Genomic DNA, 16969 nt, shown 5'->3' with positions numbered 1-16969 from the left:
ATACCTGCCGCAGCCCAACCAGAGAATGAGTTAAGAAGCGATACCACAACTGGCATATCACCACCACCTACTGGTGCAATCCAAACCCAACCGAATGCAAGTGCAAGCGCTGTCATTGCCCAGAATGCAGTCATGTTACCAGTAGTGAAGAAGTAGAAACCACATGCAAGCATTGCGATGAAAATCGTTGCTTGAACAGGTTTAACCCATGCACCAGAAATCGTTTTTGCCCATTTTTTCGCAGCAAGTTTACCGTAAGCAAATACAGATGCTGTAAAGGTAATCGCACCAACGAAACAGCCGACAAACAATTCAAATAAATGAACCGCACTCATGTGAGCATGCTGAACACCAGCAGCACTTAAAGCAGCTTCGTTTTGTTCAAACAATACTGTTAATTGGTTGTTATGCAGAATTGCAGCAATCGCGATCAATACCGCAGCCAAACCAACTAATGAGTGCATCAACGCAACTGTTTCAGGCATTTGCGTCATTGGAACCGTTCTCGCACGAGCGATACCAACAATACCACCCAACACCATCGCACCAACGATCATCCAAACAACAGGATGTTCTGCAACGAAGAATGTCGTGATTACCGCAATAGTCATTGCGATCATACCGTAACGGTTACCTTGAATCGCAGTCTTAGGACCTGACAAACCACGCAACGTTAAGATAAAGAGGACTGCACCAACAAGGTAGAACCAATCCGCATAGTCTCGAATAAATTCCATCAATTAGCCCTCTTTTTTCTTTTGCTTCGGCTTGAACATTTCAAGCATACGAGCAGTTACAGCAAAGCCACCAAAAATGTTGATACTTGCCAAGAACACAGCAACTGCACCCAAAATGCTAACAACGTTTACGCTTTGGAAAGCAACGTTTGCATCAACACCAATCGCAGGCATACCTACAGTTTGAATCATTGCTCCAACGATAATGATTGAAGACAATGCATTCGTAACCGCCATTAATGGCGTATGCAATGCAGGTGTTACACCCCAAACAACGTAATAACCTACGAAGATGGCAAGGACGAAAATTGTAATCGTTTCAACCATGAGAACTCTCCTTAACCGCGCTTGAGCAGTACTTGACCGCCATGAGTCACGAGTAACGCTTTTTGGATTTCATCTTCTTGATTGAGTACAAAACCTTTTTCTTTGTCGAATAATGTCTCAACAAAGTTAAATACGTTACGTGCGTACAATGCAGATGCTTCAGTTGCAACTGTGCCTGGAATGTTTGGAATACCCAAAATCTTCACGCCATTTTCAGTTGTAACGGTCTCGCCTTCTTTAGAGCCTTCAACGTTACCGCCAGTTTCAACTGCCATATCTAAAATGACTGAACCTGGTTTCATCTTGGCAACAGTTTCAGCTTTGATTAAACGTGGCGCATTACGACCTGGAATCAATGCAGTCGTGATCACGATATCTGCATTTGATACCGCTTTATCTACAATCGCAGCTTGATCTTTGATGTATTGCTCACCTGGCTGCCAACCATATCCGCTTTTCGCAGCTTCGGCAGCACGTTGCTTCTCTTCATCGGACATTGGCACGTCTAACCATTTGCCACCTAAAGATTCAACCTGCTCTTTCGCTGTTGGACGTAAGTCAGTTGCTTCAACAACCGCACCAAGGCGTTTTGCTGTTGCAATTGCTTGCAGACCAGCAACACCAACACCCATGATCACAACACGTGCAGGTTTTACAGTACCCGCAGCCGTCATTAACATTGGGAACATACGTTGATATTCAGCCGCAGCAAGCAATACAGATTTATAACCTGCCAAGTTTGCTTGAGATGAAAGTACGTCCATGTTTTGTGCGCGTGAAAGCGTACGAGGAAGTAATTCCAAAGCAAAAGCATTCACTTGCTGAGCAGCGAATTGGTCTAATTCTGAATTGCGGTAAGGGTCAAACATTGCTACTACAGTAGTATTCGCCGCAAGCTTTTGAATTTCTTCGCCTTTAGGAGCGCGTACTTTCAAAATAATTTGGCTACCTGTATATGCATCGTCCGTAATGGTTGCGCCAACTTGTTCATAAGCACTGTCAATATACGCAGCTTTAACACCAGCACCACGTTCAATGACAACGCTATGACCTGCGTTAATCAACTTTTTAACTGTCTCTGGTGTAGCAGCTACGCGGCTTTCACCTGCGACAGTTTCGGTTGGGATTCCGATCTGCATGAGCGTTCCTCAAGCTAGTTGTTCTTAAGTAAACATCGCGACTCGCAATGTTTCCCCCAGGAGTATTCTTTGTAGAAATTTGGATTCTAATGGAACTTTTTTAAAATTCCACCCAATATTTATTTAATAAATACCTATATTTTGAACTGATGATTCACTTTTCTTATTCAAACTTGTATGATCCGCAGGTTTGCCTTTTGATCAGCAAAACCAATTCATTCATATTGTCTTAATATGAAATTCTGATCATGCTCGATATCGATCCATGCATCGTTCTACTCTTTTCTTTCTAGCAAGAAAGATCCAAGTGAGATTTATTAAATAAACCTTTATTTCATCTGTATTGAAGACACTTTCAAACCAAATCCATCTATTTGTCTTTAGCTGATCGTTTGCATCTCAACAGATTCAAGGGCTGATTTCGCATCATAATCATGCAGTTGTTAGGAGGGATTGGCTTATTTGAACTTTTATTGGTCTTTTCGGCGACATAGAGCTGAGCATTTCTTATTAATAAATCGAGCTACTATTTAAGGTAGAGTTATCTTTGCCCATACTTTCAGTCGAATCCAAATAAAAAGTAAAAAGAAATGTAAAAACTTAAAATGGCATTTTTTCAAGTGATATTTGTATGATTTCGTCCAACAAAATCAAGATAAATGCACAATATTGGTGCGTATTTTTTATTCTCTATTCAACTTCTTCTTTCTTTTGATTGAGCATAAATAAAATTTCTTGAAAATGTGCTCCCATTGCCTCCTCTGCTAAACAGTCATCAGGATTTCTTAGTGGACATTGATCTAAAGAAAGACACCCACATCCAATACATTGATCGAGCTGCTGGCGAAGTTGTAACAACATCATAATCTGTTGATCAAGTTGTCCCTGCCATTGCAGCGACATCTGCTGCCAGTCTTTTTTCGTCGCAACCTGCTGTTTAGGTAATGAACTAAACGTGGTTTTTATCTGCTGTAGACTAATACCAACCTGCTGTGCTGCTTTCACAATTGCGATTCGTCTCAGCATCGCTCGTTGATAGCGACGCTGATTGCCAGCTGTTCGTATCCCCCAAATCAATTGCTTTTCTTCATAAAAACGAATTGTCGGTACACTGACGCCGCTACGTTTTGCAAGTTCACCAATCGTCAGCCAAGCCTGCGGATGTTCTTTTTTCAAAATATGCTTGACCTCTAGTTAACTTGAGCTTTGATACTAACATAACTCAGATTTCAAAATGATGTAGAGCTATGAATCAAGCATTTAAAATCACAAATCCAAGTGAACTCTATGATCCACGTAGCAACGGTTATAGCCATATTGCAGTTATACACCCCAATCAACGCATCATTCATATTGCAGGTCAAGGCGGTGAAAATAAAAATGGTGTTCTTTCTGAAAATTTTGACCAACAGGTACAACAAGTCTTTTATAATATTCAACATGCGCTCAGCTCAGTTCAAGCACAATATACAGATATTGCCGTTTTACGCATTTTAATTGTTGATCATAATCCTGAAAAACATCAGATATTGATTCAAGTCATGCAGAGCTTGTGGAAACATCATGCCTTCCCTGTTTGCACGCTCATTCCTGTCTCACGTTTGGCCTTAAATGGCATGCTGATTGAAATCGAAGCAACCGCATACACCGCATAAACCAACTACAGAGAAAATTTATGTCTGCTCCTGAAGATATTAGTCAAAATAAAGCCTTGCTTTGGTTTATGGCGGCAGCATGTGGTTTATGTGCTGGCGCCAACTATTATAGTCAACCTTTGATTCACTCAATCCAACAGTTTTTTTCTGTGACCGAAGGTCAAGCAGCTCTCACCGTGACTTTTGCACAAGTCTCCTATGCACTCGGACTATTATTTATCGTGCCGATGGGTGATGTGGTGAATAAAACCAAATTTATTCCATTGCTTATGGCTTTGTGTGCAGTTGGTCTATTCATTAGTGCATTCTCTGTGAATCTTCCAATGCTGTGGGTTGGTACAGTTATGGCAGGATTATTTTCTGTTGCAGCACAGGTGCTTATCCCACTTGCAACCATTACTGTACAACCCGAAAAAACAGGTGAAGTGGTTGGCTTTCTCATGAGTGGCTTACTGGTCGGTATTTTACTTTCTACAAGTCTGGCAGGACTGTTCTCGAATTTATTTCACTGGAAAGTCATTTATGTGGTGAGTGGAATACTCATGTTGATTTTGGCCTATGCACTGAAAAGCCGCCTTCCTTATGTAATGCGCATGAAGCTAAACTATGGTCAAGTGTTTGTTTCTATGGCTCAGCTATTGAAACAAGAAAAGTGCCTAATGTTACGTGCACTTGCAGGTGGATTCGCTTTTGCAGCAGTCAGCATTTTATATTCTACAATTGCTTTATTACTGAGTTCGGCACATCACCTACCTGATTTGTTGATTGGTATGGTGACTTTAGTCGGTATTTTTGGTGCGCTTTCAACTCAATATATTGGTAAATATGCAGACCAAGGTTATACCAAACATTTAACTTGGATCGGTTGCGGATTATTTATTTTGAGTTGGATCTTTTTCTACTACGGTCAAACATTCCTTATCAGTTATATTCTTGGTTTTGCACTGATTCAATTAGCATTAGCACTGGTGCATACCAGTAACCAAAGTATTATTTTCCGTTTACGTCCTGATGCCAAATCACGTATCAATGCCATTTATATGACAGCCTATTTCACAGGTGGTGCATGCGGTTCTGCTTTAGGTATTTTTGCTTGGAATCACGGTGGTTGGAGCATGACATGCCTAGCAGGGATTAGCCTTGTGTTTGCTTGTATGCTATTTAGCTTTTTAGATAGTTATTTCAGTGTGCCGAAAGCCATCACCGAGTAAATAAAAAGCCAAGTCCTGAGACTTGGCTTTTTTGACTTAAAGTTCTAAGTTTTTGGGTTGAATAGCGTCTATATCTTCTCTGGCTGCAATAAACTCAGGTCGAGGCTTAATACCGCCTAAAGGTTGTTGCAATTGATTGTCGATACTATTGTAGACAAAGAAAATATTGCTCCGAGAGAATGGCGTAATATTGCTATTTGAACCATGCATAAGGTTGCAATCGAAGAACACAACGCTTCCAGCTAATCCTGTGCAAGAGTGAATACCCCCCATATCAGCCAGATACTCTAATAAACTGCCATCTGGCACACCATATTCTTGCTTCTTCAAAGACTTTTTATAGTGCTCATCAGGTGTTTCACCTTGGCAAGAAATATAATGCTTGTGCGATCCCGGGATCACCAATAACGGCCCATTATGTTCGCTATTATCTGTCAATAAAATCGAACAACTCAACGCGCGCATTCTTGGCATACCATCTTCACTATGCCAAGTTTCAAAGTCAGAATGCCAAAAGAACTCTTTGCCGTGCAGACCCGGCTTATAGTTGATACGAGACTGATGCACATAAACTTCGCTACCAAGCAATGATCGTGCAACATTCAGTACACGTTCATCTGAAACTAAGTTTTTAAATACCTCATTCAAACGATGTACGTTAAAGATTGAACGTACTTCTTGGCTTTCTCTTTCGATAATAGCTTCTGGACGTTGCTGCACCGCAAAATCTTGCCGCATTTGATGCAATTCATCGAGCAAATATTTCACTTCTTCTGCACTAAACAAGTGATCTATCTGTAAGAAACCATTTTTGGCATAGTCTTGCTTTTGCTGCTCGGATACACCTTGTGTGATACTTTCTTCATAAACCACAGGATCAACACGCGCCACAATTGCAGCCGAATCATTTCGTCGAGTTAGATAAGGATTACTCATTTGCATGATTAAGCCTCCTCCTCCACTTGTTTCATCATTTGTTCAGGTGTTGCATAAACACCATCTTTGTCGTGAACTTCCGTTCCAACCAATGCAGGATTAAAGGTACACACCAACACTAAATCCGTTTTTGCACGTAAATAGTGATTGTCATTTTTGTTCAAGGCATACAATGTTCCCGGTGTAATTTTGTAGACTTCACCAGAAGGGATCAGTTCGACCTCACCCTCACCTTGTACGCAATACACCGCTTCCAAATGATTTTTGTACCAAATATGCGTTTGTGTACCCGCAAAAATCGTTGTTTCATGCATAGAAAAGCCCATGCCATCTTCTTGTAACAGTAGACGGCGGCTTGCCCAAGTTTCTGTTTGCACATCACGCTCAGTATTTAAGATATCTTGTAGTTGACGTACGATCATGAAACAGCTCCTTGTAATTTATTCATAGATTTGCTTTGAGTACTCAAAGTTTTAGCGTGAGCATCATCTTGCACAACTTGCTCAATCGCCTGAGTTAGCAGGTCGATCCCTTTTTCTAAGGTCTCATTTTCAATGGTCAATGGTGGAAGCAATTTCACCACTTCGCCACGACTACCTGAGGTTTCAATCACTAAGCCTAGATTGAACGCTTGTGTTGTCACCTCATCAGCCAAATCAGGATTTTTAAAGGCAACGCCTTGCATCAACCCACGACCACGATGTGTCAGCTCAGCTTCAGGAAATTTTTGCACGATGTGTCTTAGACGGCTGCTCACCAGCTCAGACTTTTGCCCCAATTCTGTTTGGAACTTTTGATCTGCCCAGAATTTTTGAATGGCTGTTGTTGCAGTGACAAATGCTAGATTATTACCGCGGAAAGTTCCGTTATGTTGTCCCGATTTCCAAATATCTAAAGATGGCTTAAATAGCACCAAAGACATCGGCAAACCAAAGCCTGACAGTGATTTAGATAAAGTCACAATATCAGGGTAAATCTCAGCTTTTTCAAAACTAAAGAAACTTCCAGAACGACCACATCCTGCTTGAATATCATCCACAATTAATAATATTTTGTGCTGCTTACACAAGGTCGAAAGTTTTTTAAGCCATTGCATACTTGCTGTATTTAGACCACCTTCACCTTGCACGCATTCCACAATAATCGCAGCAGGTAAATCCACACCACTGCTTCGATCTGTGAGCAGTTTGTCGAGCATCGCAATGGTATCAACGTCATCACCAAAATAGCCTGCATAAGCAGCATGATGAACATTACCTAACTCAACACCAGCTGCTTCACGGAACTTCTGGTTTCCTGTAAGTGAAAGTGCACCTAAGCTGACACCATGAAAGCCATTGGTGAAAGCAATAATATTGTGTCGCTTGGTCACGTTACGTGCGAGTTTAATCGCAGCTTCAACTGCATTAGTCCCTGTTGGACCAGTAAATTGCAACTTATAATCCAAAGCTCTTGGCTTTAAAATGTATTGCTCAAAAGTCTCAATAAACGCTTTCTTTGCAGACGTTGCCATATCCAAACCATGCACAATCCCATCTTGCATCAGATAGTCAATCGCAGCTTGCTTTAAGACTGGATTGTTATGTCCATAGTTTAATGTGCCTGCACCCGCCAAAAAGTCGATGTAGTGCTTATTTTTCTCGTCCACTAAAACTGCATTTTTTGCAGTTTTAAATACTGTAGGAAAAGAATGGATATAGCCGCGTACTTCAGACTCTAATCGGCTGAAAATATTCATGAATCACTCCGAGTGAATGTAAAACAACAAGATCAACGTTTTAAAGGTTGATCAATTCCAATCCCAACGCCCCAATGTGTAGAGATCTTCAGGTTCATGTTGTGTTTCAAAAGGTTCTGGTTCTAAGGGTTGCAACGCCTGTTTTGATAAAAATGGACTGACTTTACAATCAACATCAAAACGGGAAGCGAAACTGCGGAAAAGATTTTGAGAGGCTTTGTTGCTTGGTGAAATTGTTGTTTTTAATCGTTTTAATTGGCGGGGTTCTAGGCATTGTTCTCTAACATTATCAAGGAGTAAGGAGCCTATGCCTTTTCCTTGTACTGTGGGCGAGACCGCAATCTGCCACAAGAAGTAAGTATCTGGCTCTTCAGGGCAAATATATCCCGTGACAGCACCACAAATTTGTCCCTTATGATCATAAGCAACAAAACAAGTGTCCGTATGATGCTCAGCAAGTAAAGCATAAGCGTAGAGTGAATTTAAATCCAAAGATGGACAAGATTGAATCAAGGCATGAACTTCACGCACATCTTGTGGTTGAAAGTTGCGCACATTGTATTGATTCAATTGATGAATAATTGATTGTTTGGTCGAACGTATCGACTGTCTTGATAAAGCTTCCACGCTATCTCCTTTTGTATTTCCATACTCGGCATACTCAAGTTAAGTGTGGTATCAGAAAAGCTTTTGGGCTGTTAGAAATTAATCACATCTTTATCTGTATTATCTTGCTTTTTACTGGCTTTAATTTGGAACTTTTGCCTCTAATAACTGGGCAAACTGCTCTAACGAAATAACGAGACTTTGGCGCTCATCATTGGTTAATGCTTGTAAAGCCAGTGAAAAACCTTCTGGTAATGCAGATGGTGATTGATCGAGTAATTGCTCACCTTTTGAAGTCAGGCTGACACGTACATGTCGACGGTCTTGTGTATCCCTCATACGCAATACCAACCCTTTTTCTTCTAGGCGATCAACGATCCCAACAACCGTACTTGGACTTACAAAAATTGCTTTCCCTATCGCAGACATACTGCAAGGCCCAATTTTTGCAATCGTCATCAGAGCAACTAATTGTGGTGTGGTGATATGGTGAAGTTGAGACAATCGTTTGGAATAAAGCTCCACACATTGTTCTATCCGCCGAACACTTTGCAAAACACGTACAGCATCATCCATCTCAATCACGCACAAAAAAAGCTAAACACACTATTTTAGTACGTTGTACATGATGTTGTCTGTATTTTAATGGAAAATTACCACGCTATTTATCGCTCTGAATATCTAAGCCAAATACTTTTCTTCCTGATCCCATGAGTGAAAATCATTATAGGGAGCGAATATTTTTTCTTCAAATTGATTGAGGTGAAATAGTTTGAATTGAAACTATTATTATATTAAATAACTAAATTTAACTATAAAAATCAATGTTATATAATTTGTGTAATTTTATGTAATGGATCGAAATGCAAATTTGAGCAAATATTAATCTATTCAATATTCATGCCAGTATTGAAATTTTTGCTAAATTCTAGCATTCCAGTATAATTCAGCTCCTGCTTTTTTAATCTGTTTTCAGAATTTTCTGATTTATCGCAGTCACTTGAATTGATGTATGAGAAATGTTCTTCGAGCTCATATATTCAGCACATAAAGTTGATGGGTAATATACAGGTCTGACTCTCCTCTCTTATTGATTCTATTGGTGTTCAAATGTCTGATATTCAAAATAATGTAATCAAAGAAATACATCCTAGAATATCCGTTGCACCGATGATGGATTGGAGAGAAATATTTAAAATACAAAATAAAATCAATAATATATTAAAGTAAAAAAAATTTAAGGTGTAAAATTGGTGTAGAAACTTATTAATAATAATTAAAAAAAATAGTCTTTTGTTAAAAAAAAACCTCGTAAGATGTTAACAACTCATGAATTATCCACAATTCTACCTAAATCCTACGAATATACCTATCAGTCGATATTATTGTTTCTTATAAATCTTGAAACAATTTAATTTCTATTTTTTTAACCAAAAACTATGAATATTTCTATTTTTTTTACCTAAAAATATGTATGCTGAATAAATGATAAGCTAATAGAGCCAATTTTATGCAGCCATTATACCTAACAATTGATGATCCACTTGATGCCCAAAATAGATTAAAAGAAGTTTTTGATTTTGACTCGAAGGTTTTACTTGGAATCATAGAAGATGGTTTTACAGCACGTAATGAGACAACAAGTAATCACCCTAAAATTTATGGTGGCTATAGGCATTTTGCTGAAGGAACCGCTTTTTTAAGAGAACGACTATTAACCAAAGGTTATTCAAAATACACCCAAGGGAACTCTGAATGGGTCCGTAATGAGAAACGAGGGATTTTAATTAGCTTTATGGCGGGAAATACATGTGTTGGATTAAAGGGACAAACTCCTTCAAATACAGAATCCCTAAAGATTGAAAAGGTTGCTAGAAATAGAAATCCAAAAGGAAGTATGTTTGCTAAAATAGCGAATGCCCAATTACATGGTGACATGTTAACTGAACAAGCAGTTGTAGACACTTGGTGCTGGGTTTTGATGTACTACATTGATTATAAAAATAAAATAATTAGAAGCGAGCTATCTTGCCCTTCAAAACTCACAGACAATGGTAAATTCTTTGCTGAGTACCATGAAAGAATTATTTTAAAAGAAATTAGTTTCGATCCTGAGTCTGAATTTGATAGTATTCTTTCCCCTGTACCAACTCCCCCGTCGATTGATTTTGAAATCAGACGCAAAAATGCTTAAGAGACAATATTATGTTCAATATGGGTCGTTTCGATCTCGCTCGTCAACGTCGTGGTTTGACCAAGAGAGATTTGGCTCATCAATTAAACGTAACTGATAGAACTGTTTCAAACTGGTATAACAACCAAGAAATTGATGAAAGAATTTTAGAAAAAGCAGCTGAGATTCTCGATTTTCCTCTCAGCTTCTTTTATGGAAATGACGTAGAAAAAATTCATGTCGAATCTGTTAGTTTTAGAGCACTATCTAAAATGACAGCTAAAAAAAGAGATATGGCAATCAGCCAAACTATCTTAGCTGAAATGATCAGTGACTGGATTGATCAGAACTTTGAGTTGCCACTTCCCAATGTACCTGATTTACATGAATTAAGAAGCGACTTTTCCACGGATACAATTGAATTATTAGACGAAGCTAATGAGGATGAGGGTAATTATTATCTTGAATACTCTTATCCTGAAGCATGTGCCGATACCGTAAGAAAAGCCTGGGGACTAGGAGAACAGCCTATTCCCAATTTAATTGCACTTTTAGAGTCTAAAGGTATTCGAGTTTTTTCTCTTACAGATGAAGCTCAAGATGTTGATGCATGCTGTAGATGGACAAGTGGTCGCCCATTTATTTTTCTAAATACATCCAGAACTGCTGAAAGATGTCGATTCGACTTAGCCCATGAACTAGGTCATTTAGTTATGCACAAACATGGAATAATTGAAGGTATCCACGTAGAACAAGAAGCAAATGCTTTTGCTTCCGCCTTTTTAATGCCACGTAGAAGCCTGCTAGCAGATCCGCTAAGAATCCCATCATTAAAAAGTATTCTGTCCAAAAAAGAGATATGGCAAGTTTCTGCTGCTGCCTTAACATATCGTTGTAGTAAATTAGGTATTATTACTGATTGGAATGCCACAAGTATTTATAAACAATTAGCACAACGAGGACGAAATAATGAACCTAATCCAATCGCCCATGAGTCTTCTCTTTTACTCGATAAGGTCTTTCAAGTTTTAGCTCAAGAAAACTTTGATCTATCGAAGTTAACAAATGATCTATGTCTGCACCTAGACGAGGTTAACAATCTTACCTTTAATCTCGTAAATAAATATCAAAATTTAGAAGCACTACGACGCCGAAGCCAGTTAACAATTTTGGACTAATATTTCATGTAAAAGAGAACGTTAAAAGTTCTCTTTTTTTTAAAGAGTACTTTTTCAAAACTTTCACATTTAAGCAATTTATGCCTCTTTAACACAAACATTGTCAAATCATCTTGTGCCCTAGAGAAACTTCAGTTTTACATTCATCTTAATATCTATTCTGATATAAGAAATCAGTTCTTCATATTTGTACCACAACAATAATAATGTAATATATTAAACAAATAAGTTGAGTATATTACATGAAAATATCCTTACTCATATCCTCATTGCCTACGCAGAACACAACCACTCGTATGAGAGTCTGGCGATCTCTCAAAGCAAGTGGTGCAGCAATTCTAAGAGACGGAGTCTACTTACTCCCTATTTCCCATAGTGAAAAGTTTGATCCTATTGCTAATGATGTTATCTCAGAACAAGGGACTGCTTATGTATTTCACGCAGACCAACCTATAAACCTTGAATTAGCTCCTTTCTTCAATCGAGAAGAAGAATACTATGCCCTCTATAAACAACTCTCTGAGTTGAGAGATAAACAGACTAAAGATGAAAAAAAAGAGCTGCTCAAGCAAGTCCGTAAATTAAGAAAAAATATTGATGCGCTTGTAGAAATTGACTACTACCCCGATGAGACTCAAACACAGGTTTTAAATGAGCTATCTTCATTAGAACTTTCAATTGCACGTCTTGGTGAAGTGAATGAGCCTCAAGCAATACAAGCTCATATTCAACTTCTAGATAAAGCTAGTTATCAAAATAGAATTTGGGCAACACGTAAAAGACCTTGGATTGATCGTCTAGCCTCCGCATGGCTAATAAAGACATTTATTGATACCTCACCAACATTCATTTGGTTAGAAACACCAAGTGACTGCCCAAAAGAAGCATTTGGATTCGATTTTGATGGTGCAACATTCAGCCATATCAATCATTGGGTGACCTTCGAAGTTCTTTTACATAGTTTTGATCTAGAAACACCCGCATTAAAGAAAATCGCTGAAATTGTTCATTACCTAGATGTAGGGGGAATTGAGCCTCCCGAAGCGATCGGTATTGAAAAAGTTATTCAAGGAATTAGAAGCCAGATAAGTGATGATGATCACCTATTTGCCTTATCAAATCACATTTTTGATGGCTTATATGCCAACCTATCAAGAGAATAATCATGGAACAAGAACAAGCCGCTGCACCTGAAGAGCCAGCACAGCCAGTTCATTTTTGGCAAGCTTTCTTATTTTGGCTTAAATTGGGGTTTATTAGTTTTGGTGGACCAGCGGGACAAATCGCTGTCATGCACCAAGAACTCGTTGAACAAAAACGCTGGATCTCTGAAAAACGTTTTTTACATGCTCTCAACTATTGCATGTTATTACCCGGACCTGAAGCACAACAATTAGCAACTTACATAGGTTGGTTAATGCATAGGACTATAGGTGGTATTGTTGCAGGTGTCTTGTTCGTTTTACCCTCTTTATTTATCCTAATCGCACTCTCATGGGTCTATGTAAAGTTTGGTGATGTTCCTATTATTGCTGGGCTCTTTTATGGAATTAAACCTGCTGTAGTTGCTATCGTCTTTCATGCAACTTACCGAATTGGCAGCCGATCATTAAAGAATAAATTTTTATGGGCAATTGCTGCACTTGCATTCGTTGCTATCTTTTTCTTTAACCTTCCGTTTCCCTTAATTGTTCTAACCGCTGCAATCATTGGATACTTGGCAAGTAAAAAATATCCAAGCATTTTTTCAGGTGGAGGTTCACACCAACAAGGTAAAAAAGATTATGGTCCCGCATTAATTGATGATGATACACCGACCCCAGAACATGCCATATTTAATTGGAAACATTTAGCTAAGATACTTTTGATTGGAGCAATCCTATGGCTTGCCCCAATTATCAGTTTGGTTTTAACGCTTGGTTGGGATCATGCTTATACTCAAATGGCTTGGTTTTTTACTAAAGCGGCACTGCTAACATTTGGTGGAGCTTATGCAGTATTACCTTATGTATATCAAGGTGCTGTAAACTTTTATGGTTGGTTAGGCCCAACACAAATGATTGACGGCTTAGCTCTTGGCGAAAGTACTCCTGGTCCTCTGATCATGGTTGTTGCATTCGTAGGCTTCTTAGGTGGCTTTAATCATGCATTATTAGGTAGCGAGCACTTATTTTTAGCGGGTGCGATTGGTGCAGTAATCGTCACTTGGTTTACATTCCTTTTTTCATTCATTTTTATTTTAGCTGGTGCTCCAATTATTGAGTCAACTCACAATGAATTAAAATTTACCGCTCCTTTAACAGCAATCACTGCTGCTGTTGTCGGCGTAATACTAAACTTAGCGCTTTTCTTCAGCTATCATGTTTTATGGCCTAATGGATTCAACCAACCTTTCAACTATGAAGCCGCATTCATTGCAATTGCAGCATTCATCGCCTTGTTCCATTTTGAAGTGAAAGTCATGTATGTGATTTTTGCTTCTGCACTTTGCGGTTTAATGTTATACATTGGCGGATAAAAATTGAGTGGAGCTATAAGCTCCACTCAATCAGAAAAAATATGCATTAAATAAAATGTATTTCGACACTTGCATGAACAATTTCTTCATGAATAGAAAGTGCTTTTTTTACAGCATCTGGTGTTAAATCAGCACCGGTACTCTCAAGGGCTAAGATGCAGGAAAACTTTCCTTTTCCAACTTTCCATACGTGTAAGTCCGTTATTTTAACTTGAGTAAACTGATCAATAACTTCTTTAATTTCATCAACAACTGGATGTGACATTTCAGCATCTAACAAGGTTTTCCCTGTCTCACTCAATAGCCCCCATGACCATTTTGCAACAAGAATTGCTCCAACAACACCCAATAAAGCATCCAAGAAATTCCAACCAAAATATTTACCAGCAATAAGTGCCACAATTGCAAGAACCGAAGTAACAGCATCAGCAACCACATGAATAAAAGCTGCTTTTTGATTTAAATCGTGATGATCATGGTGGTGGTCGTCATGTCCATGATGATGGTGATGGTCGTCATGTCCATGATGATGGTGATGGTCTCCGCCATCGTGCAATAACCATGCACACACTAAATTTACTAATAAACCAACAATAGCAATAGGAATCGCTTCATTATAGTGAATATTTACAGGGTTCATTAAACGATCAATCGACTGAATTCCCATTAATATCGCGACTACCATTAAAAGAATAGCGCTGCTATAGCCTGCTAAAATTTCAATTTTCCAAGTACCAAAGCTAAATCTTCTGTCATGGGCATAATGACGAGCCATTCGATACGCAAAATATGCCAAGCCTAGAGCTAACATATGCGAACTCATATGCCAACCATCTGCAAGCAGTGCCATTGAATTAAAAATCCAACCACCAAAAATTTCTAGTACCATCATTATCGCTGTTAAGATCGTAGCGATAAGAATCTTTTTTTGAGCTAAGGGATTTCCCTCATCAAATTGATGGGAATGATAGCGATCCAAGTTACTATGAAGTTGCATAAATTTTATCTTTCCAAGATACTCCCCCCAGTATATATTTTTTTAAGGAAAAATCATGTCTCATTTGCATCAAGATAAAAAAATTTTTAATCGCATCAAACGAATTCAAGGACAAGTTGCATCTGTAGAAAAGTCACTTTTGATACCAGAAAGCTCCTGCCTTGATGTTTTACAACAAGTTGCAGCAATTAAAGGGGCTGTTAATGGGTTAATGCAGCAACTGCTTGAGCAACATTTAAGAGAACATGTACTTAAAGGAGAGCAAAATTTTGATGAAGAAGAAATGCAAAAATACTTATTATTATTAGATCGTTATTCAAAGTGAGTAGAACATTTTGTTCTACTCACTTTTATTATTAGTGGCAGTGACGATCCCCTGTTTTACTATTCGTGTGACATCCTGAAGAATCAGTACCGCCTGAATGAGCAAAAGCATTTGTTACCGCAAGCCCCATTAAACATACCAAGATTAGTTTTTTCATATTGTTTCCTTTTTTATTGAACGATAAAACAAGTTTAAAATTGTACAACAAATAAACGATGCACTTCTAAACCATTAGTCGAAAAGAATTATTTAGGCCATTTTTGATGGTAGTCATCAATCACGTATTCATGCACATGCACACCATTGATTTGATGCTGAATCACATGTTCATGGTCTGCGGGTAAATCATCATGGCTATGTACCAAAACCTCATCATCTTTAGTTGTCCATAAGCGTAATGCTAGAATGAGAGCAACAACGGCAATAAGTGCCATAGGAATAAAAGTCTGTAAAGTGCCGATGTTGGTACTTAGCCATCCAACCAATGGATAAGTAATCAGCCAACAAGCATGAGAGAAAGCAAATTGGGCAGCAAACAAAGATGTTCTATTCTCACTTGATGCAGACTTGCGAATCAAGCGACCTGTAGGTGTTTGTGAAACTGAATACCCAATACCAAGGACAAACCAAAGTGCTAACAAACCATTATAAGATGCAATCAAAGAACCACTGAATAATCCAATGACAAGAATTGTAGTTCCAGTCAACATAACAGAGCGATCAGGAAATTTATCCAATATCTTTGGCAAAACAAAAGCAGATAACATTGATCCAAGACCAAATAAACCAAATGCCCATGTCGTTGCACTTTCTGTAAGTTTAAATGTCGATTGAACCAGTACAACAGTATTTACAATCACAACCGCACTCGCCGAAGCAATTGCTAGATTTAGAGCAAGCAACGCCTTAAGTCTTGGCGTATTAAAATAAATTTTAGCTCCCTGCTTTATACGACTATAAACACCTCTAAATTCAGATACTTTGGAAACTGGTAATTTTGCACTTACCACAAACAAAGCAGAACCGATAAAACCTAATACTGTTCCTAAAAACAGATTATGGTAGCTCATGACAGTGAGTAAGAAACCTGCCAGCATTGGACTGATAATATTTTCCAAATCATAGGCTAAACGAGACAATGACAAAGCATTGGTATAGTCTTTTTCTTCAGGCAGAACATCTGGAATCATTGCCTGAAATGTTGGCGTAAATGCAGCAGATGCAGATTGCAGAATAAAAATGAGAATATAGATTTGCCAGATTTGTGTCACAAATGGTAGGCACAAAGCTGTTAATGCTCGGATAATATCTAATCCAACCAATACCTGTTTTCTTGGTAAGCGCTCTGCAAATGCTGATGCTATAGGTGCTACACCGATATAAGCAATCATCTTAATTGCCAAAGCAATACCAAGAACTTGAGCAGCTT

General features: G+C 38.5%; 19 protein-coding genes. 7 read left to right on the top strand and 12 right to left on the bottom strand.

All coding sequences use genetic code 11. The features are described 5' to 3' along the window. From B4237_RS11320 to soxR, 4 genes are all read right to left on the bottom strand, one after another. Positions 1 to 737: NAD(P)(+) transhydrogenase (Re/Si-specific) subunit beta (locus tag B4237_RS11320; protein ID WP_286943161.1), on the bottom strand; the 737-nt coding region annotated here is incomplete at its 3' end. Positions 738 to 740: 3 nt separating this feature from the next. Further along, on the bottom strand, positions 741 to 1064 hold the full coding sequence (locus B4237_RS11315; RefSeq protein WP_004881735.1) for a proton-translocating transhydrogenase family protein: 324 nt from the start codon (positions 1062 to 1064) through the stop codon (positions 741 to 743). 11 nt (positions 1065 to 1075) lie between these two features. Continuing rightward, positions 1076 to 2203 (bottom strand): Re/Si-specific NAD(P)(+) transhydrogenase subunit alpha, encoded by a 1128-nt coding sequence (locus B4237_RS11310; RefSeq protein ID WP_004881734.1) that lies wholly within the window; start codon positions 2201 to 2203, stop codon positions 1076 to 1078. A gap of 690 nt (positions 2204 to 2893) precedes the next feature. Further along, the gene (soxR, locus tag B4237_RS11305) at positions 2894 to 3379 is read right to left on the bottom strand and encodes a redox-sensitive transcriptional activator SoxR (RefSeq protein WP_023013696.1); all 486 of its coding nucleotides are present in this window, start codon (positions 3377 to 3379) and stop codon (positions 2894 to 2896) included. A gap of 71 nt (positions 3380 to 3450) precedes the next feature. Here soxR and B4237_RS11300 point away from each other — a divergent pair, with 71 nt between their 5' ends. Further along, positions 3451 to 3858 carry a RidA family protein gene (locus tag B4237_RS11300; RefSeq protein WP_286943157.1) on the top strand — a complete coding sequence of 136 codons (408 nt, stop codon included), beginning with the start codon at positions 3451 to 3453 and terminating at the stop codon, positions 3856 to 3858. Positions 3859 to 3878: 20 nt separating this feature from the next. Beyond that, a complete protein-coding gene (locus tag B4237_RS11295) occupies positions 3879 to 5069 on the top strand; it encodes an MFS transporter (protein ID WP_286943155.1) in 1191 nt (396 codons plus the stop codon). A 36-nt stretch (positions 5070 to 5105) separates the two neighbouring features. Here B4237_RS11295 and thpD read toward each other — a convergent pair whose 3' ends face one another. The 5 genes from thpD to B4237_RS11270 form a co-directional block, all read right to left on the bottom strand. After that, positions 5106 to 6011 carry an ectoine hydroxylase gene (gene thpD, locus B4237_RS11290; RefSeq protein WP_061516019.1) on the bottom strand — a complete coding sequence of 302 codons (906 nt, stop codon included), beginning with the start codon at positions 6009 to 6011 and terminating at the stop codon, positions 5106 to 5108. Positions 6012 to 6013: 2 nt separating this feature from the next. Further along, the gene (locus B4237_RS11285) at positions 6014 to 6427 is read right to left on the bottom strand and encodes an ectoine synthase (protein WP_004881729.1); all 414 of its coding nucleotides are present in this window, start codon (positions 6425 to 6427) and stop codon (positions 6014 to 6016) included. Next, positions 6424 to 7743, bottom strand: coding sequence for a diaminobutyrate--2-oxoglutarate transaminase (gene ectB / locus B4237_RS11280; RefSeq protein ID WP_286943153.1), 1320 nt, complete (start codon positions 7741 to 7743; stop codon positions 6424 to 6426). The genes B4237_RS11285 and ectB overlap by 4 nt, the downstream gene beginning before the upstream one ends. Before the next feature lie 51 nt (positions 7744 to 7794). Continuing rightward, complete coding sequence (ectA, locus tag B4237_RS11275; RefSeq protein ID WP_004881727.1) at positions 7795 to 8370, bottom strand: diaminobutyrate acetyltransferase; 576 nt, start codon at positions 8368 to 8370, stop codon at positions 7795 to 7797. Positions 8371 to 8490: 120 nt separating this feature from the next. After that, positions 8491 to 8925 (bottom strand): MarR family winged helix-turn-helix transcriptional regulator, encoded by a 435-nt coding sequence (locus B4237_RS11270; protein ID WP_004881726.1) that lies wholly within the window; start codon positions 8923 to 8925, stop codon positions 8491 to 8493. Between the two features lie 934 nt (positions 8926 to 9859). Between B4237_RS11270 and B4237_RS11265 the strand changes: the two genes are divergently transcribed. The 4 genes from B4237_RS11265 to chrA all read left to right on the top strand — a co-directional run bounded on the left by B4237_RS11265 (position 9860) and on the right by chrA (position 14218). Next, the gene (locus B4237_RS11265; RefSeq protein ID WP_286943150.1) at positions 9860 to 10543 is read left to right on the top strand and encodes a hypothetical protein; all 684 of its coding nucleotides are present in this window, start codon (positions 9860 to 9862) and stop codon (positions 10541 to 10543) included. An 11-nt stretch (positions 10544 to 10554) separates the two neighbouring features. Continuing rightward, positions 10555 to 11700, top strand: coding sequence for an XRE family transcriptional regulator (locus B4237_RS11260; RefSeq protein WP_286943148.1), 1146 nt, complete (start codon positions 10555 to 10557; stop codon positions 11698 to 11700). Positions 11701 to 11942: 242 nt separating this feature from the next. Beyond that, positions 11943 to 12863: a chromate resistance protein ChrB domain-containing protein gene (locus tag B4237_RS11255; RefSeq protein WP_286943145.1), complete on the top strand. Its 921-nt coding sequence runs from the start codon at positions 11943 to 11945 to the stop codon at positions 12861 to 12863. A 2-nt stretch (positions 12864 to 12865) separates the two neighbouring features. After that, on the top strand, positions 12866 to 14218 hold the full coding sequence (chrA, locus tag B4237_RS11250; protein ID WP_286943143.1) for a chromate efflux transporter: 1353 nt from the start codon (positions 12866 to 12868) through the stop codon (positions 14216 to 14218). A gap of 46 nt (positions 14219 to 14264) precedes the next feature. On the opposite strand, the gene dmeF is transcribed toward chrA, so the two are convergent. Continuing rightward, positions 14265 to 15215: a CDF family Co(II)/Ni(II) efflux transporter DmeF gene (gene dmeF / locus B4237_RS11245; protein ID WP_286943141.1), complete on the bottom strand. Its 951-nt coding sequence runs from the start codon at positions 15213 to 15215 to the stop codon at positions 14265 to 14267. A gap of 55 nt (positions 15216 to 15270) precedes the next feature. On the opposite strand from dmeF, the gene B4237_RS11240 reads away from it, so the two are divergent. Beyond that, positions 15271 to 15540, top strand: a complete 270-nt coding sequence (locus B4237_RS11240) for a metal/formaldehyde-sensitive transcriptional repressor (RefSeq protein ID WP_286943139.1) — start codon at positions 15271 to 15273, stop codon at positions 15538 to 15540. A 31-nt stretch (positions 15541 to 15571) separates the two neighbouring features. Here the strand turns inward: B4237_RS11240 and B4237_RS11235 are convergent, their stop codons facing one another. Both B4237_RS11235 and B4237_RS11230 read right to left on the bottom strand, forming a co-directional pair. After that, positions 15572 to 15697, bottom strand: a complete 126-nt coding sequence (locus B4237_RS11235) for a YHYH domain-containing protein (protein WP_000733641.1) — start codon at positions 15695 to 15697, stop codon at positions 15572 to 15574. Between the two features lie 88 nt (positions 15698 to 15785). Beyond that, on the bottom strand, positions 15786 to 16969 hold a 1184-nt coding region (locus B4237_RS11230), incomplete at its 5' end, for an MFS transporter (protein ID WP_286943129.1).

This window comes from Acinetobacter sp. UBA6526, assembly GCF_002434875.1.
GTDB classification, from domain to species: Bacteria; Pseudomonadota; Gammaproteobacteria; order Pseudomonadales; family Moraxellaceae; genus Acinetobacter; species Acinetobacter venetianus.
The sequence above is the reverse complement of the archived record's forward strand: the minus strand, read 5'-3'. Positions and strand labels throughout refer to the sequence as shown.